17 protein-coding genes are annotated in these 14,076 nt (G+C 43.6%); 11 read left to right on the top strand and 6 right to left on the bottom strand.

Going from position 1 to position 14,076, the window contains the following annotated elements; translation table 11 throughout:
- Positions 1-187 precede the first annotated feature (187 nt).
- On the top strand, positions 188-313 hold the full coding sequence (locus tag FTT86_RS16190; RefSeq protein WP_004729839.1) for a hypothetical protein: 126 nt from the start codon (positions 188-190) through the stop codon (positions 311-313).
- 136 nt (positions 314-449) lie between these two features.
- Here the strand turns inward: FTT86_RS16190 and rpsT are convergent, their stop codons facing one another.
- A complete protein-coding gene (gene rpsT / locus FTT86_RS14935; RefSeq protein ID WP_004279868.1) occupies positions 450-719 on the bottom strand; it encodes a 30S ribosomal protein S20 in 270 nt (89 codons plus the stop codon).
- 214 nt (positions 720-933) lie between these two features.
- Here rpsT and FTT86_RS14930 point away from each other — a divergent pair, with 214 nt between their 5' ends.
- The 5 genes from FTT86_RS14930 to FTT86_RS14910 all read left to right on the top strand — a co-directional run bounded on the left by FTT86_RS14930 (position 934) and on the right by FTT86_RS14910 (position 5,850).
- Complete coding sequence (locus tag FTT86_RS14930) at positions 934-1,599, top strand: NAD(P)H-binding protein (protein WP_004279867.1); 666 nt, start codon at positions 934-936, stop codon at positions 1,597-1,599.
- Positions 1,600-1,611: 12 nt separating this feature from the next.
- Entirely contained in the window at positions 1,612-2,121 is a 510-nt protein-coding gene (gene rraA / locus FTT86_RS14925; protein WP_180087277.1) for a ribonuclease E activity regulator RraA, read from the top strand.
- A 118-nt stretch (positions 2,122-2,239) separates the two neighbouring features.
- A complete protein-coding gene (locus FTT86_RS14920) occupies positions 2,240-3,022 on the top strand; it encodes a glutathione S-transferase N-terminal domain-containing protein (protein ID WP_004646733.1) in 783 nt (260 codons plus the stop codon).
- A gap of 222 nt (positions 3,023-3,244) precedes the next feature.
- Positions 3,245-3,928, top strand: coding sequence for a response regulator transcription factor (locus FTT86_RS14915; RefSeq protein ID WP_005107182.1), 684 nt, complete (start codon positions 3,245-3,247; stop codon positions 3,926-3,928).
- Positions 3,928-5,850 (top strand): ATP-binding protein, encoded by a 1,923-nt coding sequence (locus tag FTT86_RS14910; protein ID WP_180181440.1) that lies wholly within the window; start codon positions 3,928-3,930, stop codon positions 5,848-5,850. Before FTT86_RS14915 ends, FTT86_RS14910 begins: the two co-directional genes overlap by 1 nt.
- A gap of 85 nt (positions 5,851-5,935) precedes the next feature.
- Here the strand turns inward: FTT86_RS14910 and FTT86_RS14905 are convergent, their stop codons facing one another.
- From FTT86_RS14905 to FTT86_RS14895, 3 genes are read right to left on the bottom strand one after another with little or no spacing between them, the layout of a single operon-like run.
- The gene (locus tag FTT86_RS14905) at positions 5,936-7,105 is read right to left on the bottom strand and encodes a cupin domain-containing protein (protein ID WP_180181439.1); all 1,170 of its coding nucleotides are present in this window, start codon (positions 7,103-7,105) and stop codon (positions 5,936-5,938) included.
- Positions 7,106-7,134: 29 nt separating this feature from the next.
- On the bottom strand, positions 7,135-7,728 hold the full coding sequence (locus tag FTT86_RS14900; protein WP_004279859.1) for a nucleoside triphosphate pyrophosphatase: 594 nt from the start codon (positions 7,726-7,728) through the stop codon (positions 7,135-7,137).
- Positions 7,728-8,111, bottom strand: a complete 384-nt coding sequence (locus FTT86_RS14895) for a DUF2237 family protein (RefSeq protein WP_004279857.1) — start codon at positions 8,109-8,111, stop codon at positions 7,728-7,730. Before FTT86_RS14895 ends, FTT86_RS14900 begins: the two co-directional genes overlap by 1 nt.
- A gap of 139 nt (positions 8,112-8,250) precedes the next feature.
- On the opposite strand from FTT86_RS14895, the gene FTT86_RS14890 reads away from it, so the two are divergent.
- From FTT86_RS14890 to FTT86_RS14875, 4 genes are all read left to right on the top strand, one after another.
- Positions 8,251-9,438, top strand: coding sequence for a phosphoglycerate kinase (locus FTT86_RS14890; RefSeq protein WP_004279856.1), 1,188 nt, complete (start codon positions 8,251-8,253; stop codon positions 9,436-9,438).
- 154 nt (positions 9,439-9,592) lie between these two features.
- Complete coding sequence (locus FTT86_RS14885) at positions 9,593-9,871, top strand: hypothetical protein (RefSeq protein ID WP_004729831.1); 279 nt, start codon at positions 9,593-9,595, stop codon at positions 9,869-9,871.
- A 119-nt stretch (positions 9,872-9,990) separates the two neighbouring features.
- On the top strand, positions 9,991-11,028 hold the full coding sequence (fba, locus tag FTT86_RS14880; protein WP_004279853.1) for a class II fructose-bisphosphate aldolase: 1,038 nt from the start codon (positions 9,991-9,993) through the stop codon (positions 11,026-11,028).
- Positions 11,029-11,113: 85 nt separating this feature from the next.
- Positions 11,114-11,968, top strand: coding sequence for an EamA family transporter (locus FTT86_RS14875; protein ID WP_180087282.1), 855 nt, complete (start codon positions 11,114-11,116; stop codon positions 11,966-11,968).
- Here the strand turns inward: FTT86_RS14875 and FTT86_RS16185 are convergent.
- Positions 11,931-12,158 (bottom strand): hypothetical protein, encoded by a 228-nt coding sequence (locus tag FTT86_RS16185; protein WP_004646744.1) that lies wholly within the window; start codon positions 12,156-12,158, stop codon positions 11,931-11,933. The two genes, FTT86_RS14875 and FTT86_RS16185, sit on opposite strands and share 38 nt — an antisense overlap.
- Positions 12,159-12,264: 106 nt before the next feature.
- Positions 12,265-12,918 (bottom strand): oxygen-insensitive NAD(P)H nitroreductase, encoded by a 654-nt coding sequence (gene nfsB / locus FTT86_RS14865; protein WP_039902155.1) that lies wholly within the window; start codon positions 12,916-12,918, stop codon positions 12,265-12,267.
- Between the two features lie 243 nt (positions 12,919-13,161).
- On the opposite strand from nfsB, the gene hpaI reads away from it, so the two are divergent.
- Complete coding sequence (gene hpaI / locus FTT86_RS14860; RefSeq protein ID WP_005107174.1) at positions 13,162-13,956, top strand: 4-hydroxy-2-oxoheptanedioate aldolase; 795 nt, start codon at positions 13,162-13,164, stop codon at positions 13,954-13,956.
- The last annotated feature ends 120 nt before the right edge of the window (positions 13,957-14,076 follow it).

Below are 14,076 nucleotides of genomic sequence, written 5' to 3'. Positions count from 1 at the left end.
TCAAATGGCGATTCAGCGTTTAATTGGTTTTGGGAAAAAAGAAGAGTTTAAGGAAATTTTGGCAATTTTAAGAAAGCAGAATCCTGATAGGATAAGGGTTCTGTGAAATTTGTCGTGTACAGAGAATGTAAGTATAAAAATTATCTATGCTTAATAAATATAGAAATATTCATCTTGAGGAAAAACCATGAAAATTATCACAATTTTTAGCCTGATCGCGATTCTGGGTTTAACCGCATGTCAAAAGCGGGACACTGACAATACGAAACAGGATAAAACCACTTCGCCATCTTCTATGGATAAAGATCAATAATCTAAAAAGGGGGGGCGAATCAGTTTTTTATCTCATCGTATCGGCTAGATGAGGGGCATCTAAACGGATTGTTTTTCTGATTTCTTGAAATTTCAGGCACAAAAAAAGCCCTAAAAAGGGCTTTTTTCATTTGCGATTAGTTAGAAGCTAGTGCTTTAACTTGCGCGTTCAAGCGGCTCTTATGACGAGCTGCTTTGTTTTTATGGATGATGCCTTTGTCAGCCATACGGTCGATTACTGGAACAAGCGATTTGTACGCTTCAGTAGCAACAGCATAGTCATTAGTGCTGATAGCAGCTAATGTACGTTTAAGATAGGTACGAACCATAGAACGCAAGCTTGCGTTGTGTTTGCGTGCTTTAACGTTTTGACGAGCACGTTTTTTAGCTTGAGCAGAGTTTGCCACTCGTGCACTCCTTGAAATAGATTGGTCTGGGCGGGCTGAAACTCAACTGAAAACCAACATCAGAGGAATTATCACCAGCCCGTAAACAAGTGCCATATTTTGATTAAACTAAGCACCGAAGTCAAGTCTTGACATGCTTTGACAACATTTTAGATGCAGAAAAATTCTAAAGAAAACGTTAGATTAGTATTCCACCTAGGAGATCGTATAAAAAATGACTAAATCACTGACTCATCCCATCGTGATAGGTGCCACCGGCTTGGTGGGAAAACAACTGATAAAACGTTTGCAAGATGAGCCGACTTGCCAGCAGATTACTGCAGTGGTCAGAAAACATCAAAATGATCTGGATGCTTTGGATAAAGTTCAACAACTGGTACTGGAAGATTTCCTGATGTTGAATGATCAGGATGTCAGCAAGCATAGCCATGGTTTTAGCTGCCTGGGCAGCACCATGAAAAAAGCCGGATCCAAACAGGCATTTTATAGTATTGACTATACCATAAATGCTCACTTTGCAGAGCTGTTACAACAAACTTCAGCGCATTACCTGTTGCTGAGTGCAATGGGTGCCGATCCACAATCTCATTTTTACTATAATCGGGTCAAAGGTGAGCTGGAAGAATATGTACAAACATTGACTCTGGACAGAATCAGCCTGATTCGACCTTCATTGCTCATTGGTGAACGTCCAGAGCAGCGTTTTTTGGAAGATATCGCGCAGCAGGTTTACCACAAAGTATCGCGTTTTATTCCGGATAGTTTTGCGTATAAGCCAGTGACAGCCGAGCAGGTGGCTCATACTATGGTCGAGGCCGCGCTAACTCAGACGGTAAAATTTGAAATTTATGATAATTTACGCATACAAAAAATGAAATGAGGGGAAAACACCGTGTCTACAGCAGCATTTGTTACCTGTGACTTGTTAGATGATCATCCAGAATTAGAGCTTCAGGTGGTGACACCTTGCCTGGATGGTAAATTTTTTAAGAGTTATGGGGCGCGCAAAACCTTTGGCGGTCAGATTGTGACAGTAAAATGTTTTGAAGATAACTCACGTGTGAAAGAGTTGTTGGCCACAGATGGAACCGGCAAGGTGCTGGTGGTGGATGGTGGTGCCTCAATGCGCTGTGCCTTGATGGGTGACCTGATAGCAGAATCAGCGGTAAAAAATCACTGGAATGGCGTCATTATTTACGGTTGTGTCCGTGATGTGGATGCGATTGCTGAACTTGATCTGGGAGTGCATGCATTGGCGGCTATTCCACAGAAGAGCAACCGTAAAGGCGTGGGTGAGGTCGATATCGCTCTCTGTTTTGGTGGGGTCACATTTAACTCTGGCGATTATGTCTATGCGGACAATAATGGTATTGTGGTGTCCAAAACAGCCTTAGTGGCTTAATCGGCCAGAATCTGCATTTCTGCATGAAAGAATAACAACAAAACTGATTTATACCCGAAAAGACAGAATGCTTACATTCTGTCTTTCAGTTTAATAAAACAAAAAACAGGAAAATAGTATGTTGAGTCATCAAATTAAAGTTGTACAAGCTTTGGCCTCTTCAATCGCTGAAGGTGGACGTGGGATGGTGGGTACACCGTTTCCAAATCAGCCTGAAAAAGCCTTGAAGCTCTATGAATACGAGGGTTCACCATTTTGTCGTCGGGTGCGTGAAGTCATGACCTTGCTAAATCTGGATTATGAAGTTTATCCATGTCCACGAGGGGGTACTCATTTCCGTCCTGAGGTGCAGCAATTGGGTGGAAAACTGCAATTTCCTTTTTTAGTTGATGAAAATACCGGTGATCGACTCTATGAGTCTCAGGATATTATCGATCATCTGTTCAAGCATTATGGCAAAACCGGCAAAACTCCCAAGAAATATGCTCACTATCCTAAAATTCCAGTGGCTGCAATTGCGGGAACCGTCCTCAATGGTTTACGCGGCGGAATGGTGAATCCCAAGATTAAGGATCGGCCAACACCTGAACTGTTATTAGAATTATGGGGCTTTGAGGCCAGTCCTTATACCCGAATTGTACGCGCCGTTTTGAGTGAACTGGAAGTGCCGTTTGTTTTTCATAATGTCGCTAAAGAGCGCTGGCAAGATTATGGACCGGCCAAATTGCGTTTAAAACCGGGAAAATATGAACCACTACCAGGCGGTAAGCGTGAACATTTGTTTGAAATGATGGGAAATAATATTCAGCTGCCTTATCTGGTCGATCCAAATACAGATACCAAAATGTTTGAATCGGCTGAGATTGTGAAATATTTAAAACAACAATACGGTACTGCTTAAAGTAGGAAACTTGCGTAACTTCAAAGATTTTCTATCTAGAACTGCCATCTTATTAACGGATGGCATTTTTTTATTTGTGTTTAGTGTGAGAGATATTATGTGTCTCTAATGCGCATAAAACCAAATCTTATAAATAAATGAAAAAAATCATGATTTTTAGAGCTTTTTTGTTTATATTTTAATCTTCAATGGGGCATAACAATAAATATAAGGGGCGTGCTTATGACAGCACCAGAGGCAGTCTTGCCAGTACCTGTATTAATCGTTGAAGATGAATATGTCATTCAGCGCCGTTTAAAAATTATATTAACCAATCTGGGGTATAACGAAGACGTTCTGCTATTTGCCAACACGGTTAAAGAAGCATATTCCATAGTTCAGCAACAGCCGATTGCACTGGCCTTAGTAGATTTGGGGTTGCCAGATGGAAGTGGGATTTCAATTATTGAAAAAATCCGCGAACAGGACGCACAAGCGTTGATTCTGGTGGTGTCTGCCTGGAGTACCCAAGATAGCCTGTTTAGGGCAATTCAGGCCGGTGCGACCGGTTATGTGCTGAAAGAACGGGATGATGTTGAAGTCGCCTTGGCTATTCGCAGTATTTTGCGTGGCGGTGCACCGATTGATCCCTTTGTTGCCCGTGAAATTTTAAAACAGATTTCTATTCCCACCATTTCAGGAACAGTAGAACAGAACAGGCCAGCTGCGGATCAGGAAACGCTCACACAGCGGGAGCAGGAAATCCTGTCCTTGGTTGCGCAAGGTCTGAGTAATCGTGAAATTGCCGAGCAGCTCTGTGTATCACGCTATACCGTCGAAAGTCATATCAAGCATATTTACCGCAAACTCTCGGTCAGTAAACGTACCAAGGCGGTCAGTACCGCACGGCATCTGGGAATTCTGTAATGTCATCTGCCTGTTCCAGAAGCAGCAAACGGCAGCGACTGAAATGGATCGGTGTTTTTGTCCTGTGCAGCTGGCTTTGCTTGTTCTGTAGGATGAGTCAGGCACAAAACCATTTTCAGATTAATGATCTTTGTCAGGTGAAGATCGAATATATTCAGAAGGTTCAGGCTCAGGGTCCTACCGAGATGCCGACATCAGGCTGGCAAAGCGTACGTTTGCCGGATAACTGGCAGAATAACTGGAAGAATTATCATGGGGGTGCCTGGTACAAGATTGTCTGGCGTTGGTCATGCCAGGACAATATTCGCCTTGCAGAACCGGTTGCCTTTTCCATTGATTATATTAATTCGGCAGGTGCCGTATTCCTGAATGGTGACTTGCTTTGGTCTGACCGGAACTTGCAAGAGCCCTTGTCGAAAAGCTGGAATATGCCGCGTTACTGGGTTTTCCCGATTAGCGGTTTGCGTAAAGACAGTAATGAAATCCTGATTTATGTAAATGGCTACAGTTTCCAAAGCGCGGGCCTGGGCAATATTCAGTTTAATAATGTGTTGGTGAATAGCCAGCAGTATTTGGAAAAAATCTGGGATCGCCGTACCGTATTCCAGATCAATATGATTTTCTCTGCCACGATTGGGCTGATCTGTTTCATTATCTGGTTATTCCGGCGTTCAGAAACCACTTTTGGCTGGCTGGCACTCAGTTCACTGTTGTGGATTCTGTTTATTTCCAATGTCTTGACTACAGAAAATTTTCCATTTCACTCCACGATTTCGGCAAGTAAAGCCAACATGCTTTTTTTTGTTGCCTATATCCATTGCTTCTGTCTGTATCTGATCCGCTTTGTAAAACAGAAATTTAAGCAGTTGGAGCGAGGATTTATTCTGGTCAGCGTTCTGTCTAGCTTACTGGTTATGATCAGTCCCTTGGATTATCTGGAGCAGGTATTGGGTGGAGTGTTTATCTTCTATGTATTGCTCTTTGTCAGTTGTACTGTGTATATCAGCTATCAGGCCATCAAAACCCGAAATGGAGAATATCTCTTCCTGATGCTATGTCTCTGGGGGATTTTGCTGTGTGTAGTCATCGACCTGATCATGTTGAACCAAACCAAGGTCAATGAATTTTCCCCTTTATCGCCCTATACCTCACCGATTATTACCCTGTTTGTGGTGCTGATTATGGGCACACGCTTGAATCGCAATGTCAGGAAAATCGAAAAATTCAATACCCAGTTAGAACGTAAAGTCCAGCAGGTCAGTGCCGACCTGAATAAAAGCCTGAACGATAAACATCAACTGGAGCTGGCGAATGTTCGTCTGCAAGAGCGGATTAATCTGTCACATGAACTGCATGACGGGTTGGGAGGGTCTATTGTGCGTTCCATGATTCTGGTGGATCAAAGTAGCGAAACAGTTTCTAAACAGCAGTTTCTTTCCATGCTGAAACTGCTCAGAGATGATCTCAGACAAATCATTGACAGTGGTTCATCTATTGAAAATAAAGTCCCACAAACGCCGGTACTCTGGATCGCACCGGTACGTTATCGTTTTACCCAGCTGATGGAAGAAATGGGGATTGTAGTTGAATGGTCATTTCCAAAAGTCTGGCAGCGTGAACCGACGGCATTACAGTGTTTGACCTTGATCCGAGTAGTCGAAGAAAGTCTGACCAATATCATTAAGCATAGTCAGGCCAGTCAGGTAAAAGTCAGTCTGGAATATTCCCAGCCACATCAGCTTACTTTAAGCATTCAGGATAATGGCATCGGTTTCGATGCTGACATGGTGCAAAAAAATGGTCTGAGTATTGGAATGCGCAGCATGAAAATGCGGGTTGAGCGCATGGGAGGATTGTTCCAGATTGAATCTGAACAAGGAGATACGCTGATTCGTGTTGTATTAGAGCTGTATCAGCCTTAATTAGTTAGAATTCTAGACTCTAAAAATAAAAAAGAGGATCATGTGATCCTCTTAAAATTATTGCCTAAATAGAACCGTGGAAAGATTACTCGTCTTCTGGCGGTGGAACCAGCATCAACACGGCTTCATTTAATAATGCAGCAACATCTTCCAGAATTTCTTCATCAGCGAAGTCTTCACCGAATAACAGCGCTTCACCATCTGCAAGCTGTTTGAGTTTTGCGGTAAATGTCTCAGAGATGCACACACCCTCACCATTTGCCCAGAACAGAACGTCGCCGTCCGTTTCAGTATAAAGCAGGCGTGACGCAGGTTCGAGCATCAGGCTATAGCCCTGATCGAGTGCTTCTTCCAGATCACCTGTACCGATTTCTTCTGCTTCAGGCAGGTTTTCAGGATATTTAGGTTCGGACATCAAGCTCATGATGGCATCTTCGAGAACATTGGAATTATGCAGTTGCTGCATGATGTGTTCTTTCAGATATTCCAGCTCATTGCTGCTCACTTCACCGATAGCACCGACTTGATCACGGATGATATCCAGCAATGGGTTACGCAGCGTTTCATTTTCAGAGAATTTATCCCCGACACGATCCATCATGTCACTGATATTTGGCATGCGGAAACCGAATGAATAAGTCAGGCAGTCATCTTCAGCCACGCCGTAATGAGCCAGACCAGGCGGCACATAGAGCAAGTCGCCAGGTGCCAGCACTTCATCAAAGTTCATTTCTATTTCAGGCAATAATTTAAGCGGTTGACCCGGAACAAATGGAGTTTCGGTATCACACATTTGCCCAAGCTGCCAGCGACGATGGCCATAGCCTTGTACCAGAAACACATCATAGAAATCGAAATGCTTGCCGACTGAACCGCCTTGCGGTGCATAAGACACCATGATGTCATCGCGACGCCATTGTGGAATAAATGGGAATTTTTTCCAAAGTGCCGACAGGTCAAATGAATAGTGATCTACAGCCTGAACCAAAAGCGTCCAGAGCTTGGGCATTTTCTGGAAATCTGCTTTGAGCAAAGGTGAGGATTTTACGCTCCATTGATTCGGATCACGATCTTTCTGCTTGATGAGACGGGCAGTGACATGTTCTTCAAGCGCAAGTTCCATCACATCATTGGGTTCAAGCAAACTGGCGATTTCAGGCATTGCATTACGCACCAGTAAAGGTTTCTTTTGCCAGTATTCGCTAAGGAATTGTTCAGCGGTAATACCGCCTAGTACGTCTAAAGGTTGAGACATAGAGTAAAGCCTGAATTTAAAGGGAGAGATTAAGGAACCAGAATTTTTAATTCACGAAGAATATGACAGAGCTTGATCATTGGCATGCCCATCAGCGTGGTCTGATCTTGTCCGATCATTTCTTCAAACAAGCTGATACCGAGGCTTTCACATTTGAAACTGCCTGCACAATGCAAAGGTTGTTCAATTTCGACATAACGCTCGATTTCGACCTGAGACAGTTTGCGGAACTTGACTTTATAGTGTTCAACCAGACTTTGTTCAAAACCGGTCGATAGCTGCTGCACACTGAGCGCAGTACTAAAATAGACAATCTTGTCCGAGTTGGCTTGTAGCTGGCGAATGGCCTTTTCAGTCGTTAACGGTTTGCCAATAAAAATATCCGGCGCACCTTCACGCCATGCCACCTGATCTGAGCCGATCACAATCGCTTCTGGATTTTGTTCAGCAATATATCTGGCTTTCTCAAAAGCCAGTCGTTGTGCCAGATCATCTGCGTGATTTTCCCCGCGAGGAGATTCATCAATATCCGGTACCATGGAAATATAATTAATATGCAGACGATCCATCAGCGCTTTGCGGGTTTGACTGGACGATGCCAAGATAATCTGTGCAGAATTCATTAGACAGCATATTCCTCAAGAATATTTAACGGTACATACGCCAGAACAGCTTTGTGACAGGCTTGTAGCTTGATCGGTGGAGCTTGACCCGCTTCATAGGCTTCGACCCAGCGCGTTACGCAGATACACCAGAAATCGCCAGGTTGCAGGCCCGGGAAATCCAGTTCGGGCAAAGGCGTAATCAGGTCATTACCGACTTTTTGAGAAAAATTCAGAAATTCTGAGGTCATTTGCGCGCAAACCGTATGCTGGCCCAGATCGGTGGTCGCAGTATGGCAAAAGCCATTGCGGAAATATCCGGTAATCGGATCGAAGCAACAGCTGGACAAAGGCTCACCTAACACGTTCAAACGGTTAAGATTTGGATCAGGATGTATCGACATAGGGACTGAATCTAAAAGAGGCTTTTTTCTATCATAACAAAACTTTGGCATTCATAATGTTTTCTGCAAAAGATGCTAACCTTTTTCTGCATAATCATTTAAAATCGCCTGGTTTTAATATCTATAAAGTGAGCTCTACATGAACTTTCAGCGTATGACTGACCTCGATTTAGCAGGTAAACGTGTTCTGATCCGTGAAGATTTAAACGTTCCTGTTAAAAATGGTGTGATCACCAGCGATGCGCGTCTTCGTGCAGCATTGCCAACGATTAAAGCAGCACTAGAAAAAGGCGCTGCAGTCATGGTGTATTCTCATCTGGGTCGTCCGGTTGAAGGTGAGCCTAAAGCTGAACAGTCACTTGCTCCTGTAGCGGCTTACTTGACTGAAGCTTTGGGCCAAGAAGTAAAACTGTTTACTGACTATTTAGATGGCGTTGATGTTCAGCCAGGTCAGGTAGTTCTACTGGAAAATTGCCGTTTTAACGTCGGCGAGAAGAAAAACAATCCTGAACTTGCAGCAAAATATGCAGCATTGTGTGATGTATTCGTGATGGATGCCTTTGGTACAGCACACCGTGCAGAAGCATCTACTGAAGGCGTAGCGCGTCTGGCTAAAGTTGCAGCTGCAGGTCCTTTACTGGCAGCTGAACTTGATGCGCTTGGTCGTGCACTGCAAACCCCTGAAAAGCCAATGGTGGCGATTGTTGCAGGTTCTAAAGTCTCTACCAAGCTAGATGTTTTAACCTCACTTTCTGACATTTGTGATCAATTGATCGTCGGTGGTGGTATTGCCAACACGTTCCTTGCTGCGGCCGGTTATAACGTGGGCAAATCATTGTGTGAAAAGGATCTGATCGATACGGCAAAAGCCATTGCTGCAAAAGTAGCAGTTCCACTTCCTACTGACGTTGTGGTTGCAGATGCCTCTGAAATTAACTTTGAAGACTTCCTGGGTTCATTGGCTGCTGCAAAAGCAACGGTGAAAAACGTTGCAGATGTTGCTGATAACGACATGATTCTGGATGTAGGCCCAGAAACTGCGAAAGCATTTGCAGAAATCCTGAAAACCTCTAAAACCATTCTTTGGAATGGCCCAGTCGGCGTATTTGAAGTAGATCAATTCGGTGAAGGTACTAAAACTTTATCTTTAGCGATTGCTGAATCTGAAGGTTTTTCGATTGCGGGCGGTGGGGATACACTTGCTGCGATTGATAAATATGAAGTGGCTGACAAAATTGGTTATATCTCGACGGGTGGCGGTGCATTCCTTGAATTCGTTGAAGGTAAAACCCTTCCTGCTGTTGCAGTACTTCTAGAACGTGCTTAATTGTATGTCCTAAGCTAAAAAGCTGGCCCAGTGCCAGCTTTTTTTATGTCATTTTTTTGACAGTGAAAATTTACCCTTCATGGCTTCGTCATTAAAATGCAATAAATCTGTCATAAGATGCAGTCATTAAATCACCAAATGACGAGAATACGTGATGAAGAAACAGTTAACTATTGCAGTATTATTAGCAGCATCTCTGGCATTGACTGCGTGTGCAAAACAGGAAAGTGCACCAGAAGCTGAAGCAGAAAGCTCGGCAGCCGTGGCAGATCAGGCTGTAACTCCAGAACAGCAAGCTGCCATTGATGCCATTGACCAGCCAATTTTAGATGAAAAAAATACCGATATTCCAGCTGAAGTTGCCAATGCGCCAGCCGACGAAGCGACTGCAGACGAGTCAGTTGCTGCGACTTCAGAGCCTGTAGCACCTTAATCCGGTTAATGTGACACAAAATCCCTGCAAATGCAGGGATTTTTTTTAAATAGTGTTATTTGTTGCTGAATTGAAACCTTTGAACATGTAGAATATGTGGCATTCACTGGGAGGATATTATGGCTCTTATTTCATTGCGCCAGCTCTTGGATCACGCCGGCGAACATGCTTACGGCGTACCAGCATTTAACGTAAACAACTTAGAACAAATGCGTGCAATTATGCTTGCAGCAGATGCAACCAATTCACCTGTTATCGTACAAGCATCTGCGGGTGCGCGTAAATATGCAGGCGCTCCGTTCTTGCGTCACCTAATTTTGGCTGCAATTGAAGAATGGCCACATATTCCAGTGGTAATGCATCAAGACCACGGTACCAGTCCTGACATTTGTCAACGTTCAATCCAGTTAGGCTTTTCATCAGTGATGATGGACGGCTCACTGGGTGAAGACGGTAAAACACCAACTTCATATGAATATAACGTTGATGTGACTCGCCGTACAGTTCAAATGGCACATGCGTGTGGCGTATCTGTTGAAGGTGAAATCGGTTGTTTGGGTAGCCTTGAAACAGGTATGGCGGGTGAAGAAGATGGTGTAGGCGCAGAAGGCGTACTGGATCATTCTCAACTCCTGACTTCAGTTGAAGAAGCGCGTAGCTTCGTTGCTGATACCAATGTTGATGCGCTTGCAATTGCAGTAGGTACTTCACACGGTGCGTACAAGTTCACGCGTCCACCTACAGGTGATATTCTTGCGATTGACCGCATTAAGGAAATTCACGCAGCACTTCCAAACACGCATCTTGTCATGCACGGTTCAAGCTCTGTGCCACAAGAATGGTTGGCAGTGATTAACCAGTATGGCGGCGACATCAAGGAAACTTACGGTGTTCCGGTTGAGCAGCTGGTTGAAGCGATCAAACACGGCGTGCGTAAAATCAACATCGATACTGACTTGCGTTTAGCATCTACCGGTGCAATGCGTCGTATGATGGCAGAAAAACCAAGCGAATTCGATCCACGTAAATTCTTCAGCGCAACTGTAGATGCAATGAAGCAAATCTGTATCGATCGTTACGAAGCTTTCGGTACTGCAGGCAATGCAGACAAGATTCGCCCAATTTCTTTAGAGAAAATGGTGTCACACTATAAATAATTCCCAGTGAATCATTTATAAAAAAAGCCCACTGCAAATGTGGGCTTTTTTGTAGACTCATAAATATCAAGAATAAGAGCAGCATATGGAACTGATTTTCGCAGCAGCGCTATGCAGCGTTGCGGTCTCAATATTATTAAAAGTCGCCAAAAATAAGGACTTGAGTCAGATACACATGATTAGCTGGAACTATATGACAGCCAGTCTCTTGTGTTTTTTCTGGTTTAAGCCTGATATTCAGCATATTTCAATGTCTCAGACACCTTGGTTGCTTATTCTGGCTCTGGGCATTTTACTTCCGAGCGTATTTCTGTTTCTGGCCAAGGCTTTGCAAACGGCTGGAATTTTAAAAACCGAAATTGCCCAGCGACTCTCGGTAGTTTTGTCACTGGCTGCAGCCTATTTCATTTTTCAGGAACAATTTAATCAGCTGAAAATACTCGGGATCGCTTTAGGCATTGGCGCAGTGTTGTGCATCCTGTTTTCACATCGACAAAGTACAGGACAGGGCAATCAGGGAATGTTGTATCTGGGCTTGGTCTGGGTCGGTTATGCGCTAATAGATGTATTGTTGAAATATACAACCAGTCTGGGCCTCCAATTCGCGGTGGCGCTGAATCTAATGTTTGTTTGTGCCCTGATCATTTCGATGGGCTATCTGTTAATCAAATATAAAAGCTTGGGCTCGATGCAGAATATCGGCGCTGGTCTGTTATTGGGTTTCCTGAATTTTGCCAATATTGCTTTCTATGTCAAAGCCCATATGCTGCTTAAGGATTCACCTGCGATCGTCTTTGCTGGCATGAATATTCTGGTGGTGGTATTTGGTGTGATAGCAGGTCTGGTATTCTTTAAAGAACGGCTCAAACCTGCAAGTACTCTAGGATTACTGCTAGGCTTGACTAGTGTGATTTGCCTAGCTTATGCAATGTCTGCTTGACATAAGAGGATGCAAATTCAATCGGATGTCGGAGCAGGTCACCTGCTTCGGCCAGTCCAAGCAATAAACCGGACTGTTGGCAGTCTGGACAGTGCGGATAACGATGCTGTTGCTCTTTATAGTGCTGGAGATAAATTTTATCGCAATGATGGCATTCAAATTTCAGGGATTTGGATGTAAGGAGCGACATAGATGACCTCTATTGTTATTCTATTAGATGTAAATTAAATAAAGCAAAAAATAGGCCCGAATTGACATGGAAAGGGGCGCTTGACCCCTTTTATAGCATAAATTCCTTACAGTTTGGTGAAAATATCTTCAGCGGCAAGACGTGATTTAGGGAGTTTGGCATTGAAATCATTTTCACTGCGATAGCCTAAAGTCAGCAATACAGAAGGGATCAAACCCTGTTCTGCAAGTTGTAATTCTTCACTAATCATCTCTTCGTCAAAGCCGCCAATTGGTGTGGCATCAACCCCTTCAATTCCGGCAGCCAAGAGCATTTGACCGAGTGCAATGAAGGTCTGGTTTTCAGCCCAACGCTGAATATCACCTTTTTCATTACGATAATAATGAATATAACCTGCACGGGTATTTTTCTGACCTTCTTTGGCTGATTCATCTTTAAAACGGCCACTGAGATCATCGCGGTTCAATAAGTTTTCTAGATGCAACTCATTAATATCGGCCTTGGTGCAGAATAAAATGGTATGTGAAGAATCCAGAACTTTGGGTGCATTGTAGGCATAAGTACCAACCAAGGCTTTGGCAATGCGCTGTTTGGCGGCATCATGATCGGCAATAAAAAAATGCCAAGGCTGAATATTGATCGAAGAGGGTGCCAGACGCAAAATTTCTAACAAGCGTTCAAACTGTTCTGCTGGGATTTTCTTGCTAGGATCATAGGCTTTAGTGGTATAGCGGGTCTGTGTGATCTTGAGTAAATCCATCAATGGACTCCAATCTTTTTAAATAAACAGCGAGTAGAAGTTTTAAATATATACATTTTTCACATCCCCTGATTATTACAATAAAAAAGCATCAGGCAAAGCCTGTTTTGAGATGATCTTGAGCTGGATTCAAGCAAAACTTAGAGTTAAATCAGATTAAAATCCAGTTTTTGTCTATTGGCACTTTTAAGCGAGAAGCGTTTAATAAGAGGCATCGCCAGCAACATGCAAATAGGTTAGCGGATGCAAGTGACCAATTACTTTAAACACAAACTGAAAACCCAGCAGCAAATCGGCTTATGGATTGGATTGGCAGATGCCTATGGAACCGAGATTGCGGCAAATGCAGGTTATGACTGGCTGCTGATTGATGGTGAGCATGCACCCAGTGATTTGAGAACGACTTTGTCGCAACTGCAAAGTATTGCTGCTTATCCCTCGCAAGCAGTGGTACGACCACCCATTGGTAGCGTACAACTGATCAAGCAACTCCTTGATATCGGTGCACAAACGCTGTTGATTCCGATGGTAGAAACCGTGGAACAGGCCGAACTCATGGTCAGGGCAGTCCGTTATCCGCCTGAAGGAATTCGTGGCGTTGGTGCTGCACTGGCACGTGCCACCCGCTGGAACAGCATTCCAAATTATTATCAGACGGCACATGAAGAAATCTGTTTATTAATCCAGATTGAATCGGTCACAGGACTTGAAAATCTGGATGCTATTCTTCAGATCGACGGGATTGATGGCGTGTTTATTGGCGCCGTTGATCTATCTGCCACTATGGGTTATCAAGGTGATCCGAATCATCCTGAAGTACAAAAAGCTGTAATTGATGCAATCCAGCGGATTCGTTCTGCAGGCAAAGCTGCAGGAATTCTGTCAACCCAGCATGAAGTGACGCAAAAATATATCGAACTTGGCACTGAGTTTGTAGCAGTGGGCGTAGATACCAGTATTTTGATGAATTCCTTGCGTGATCTATTGGGGAAATATAAAAAGGATATCAATGTGATTAATCCGACTAGCGGTTATTAGGGTGTGTTGACACTTTTAGCTTAAAAAAATAGCGAAGTAGTAAAATCAAATCGCCAAACCCAATTTTACTATTCGCTATGCCTCGTACCATGCTGACAGATCAACACTGGCAAAAGTTGA

It is taken from the genome of Acinetobacter sp. YH01021 (assembly GCF_013420255.1).
Taxonomy (GTDB): Bacteria; Pseudomonadota; Gammaproteobacteria; order Pseudomonadales; family Moraxellaceae; genus Acinetobacter.
The sequence above is the reverse complement of the archived record's forward strand: the minus strand, read 5'-3'. Positions and strand labels throughout refer to the sequence as shown.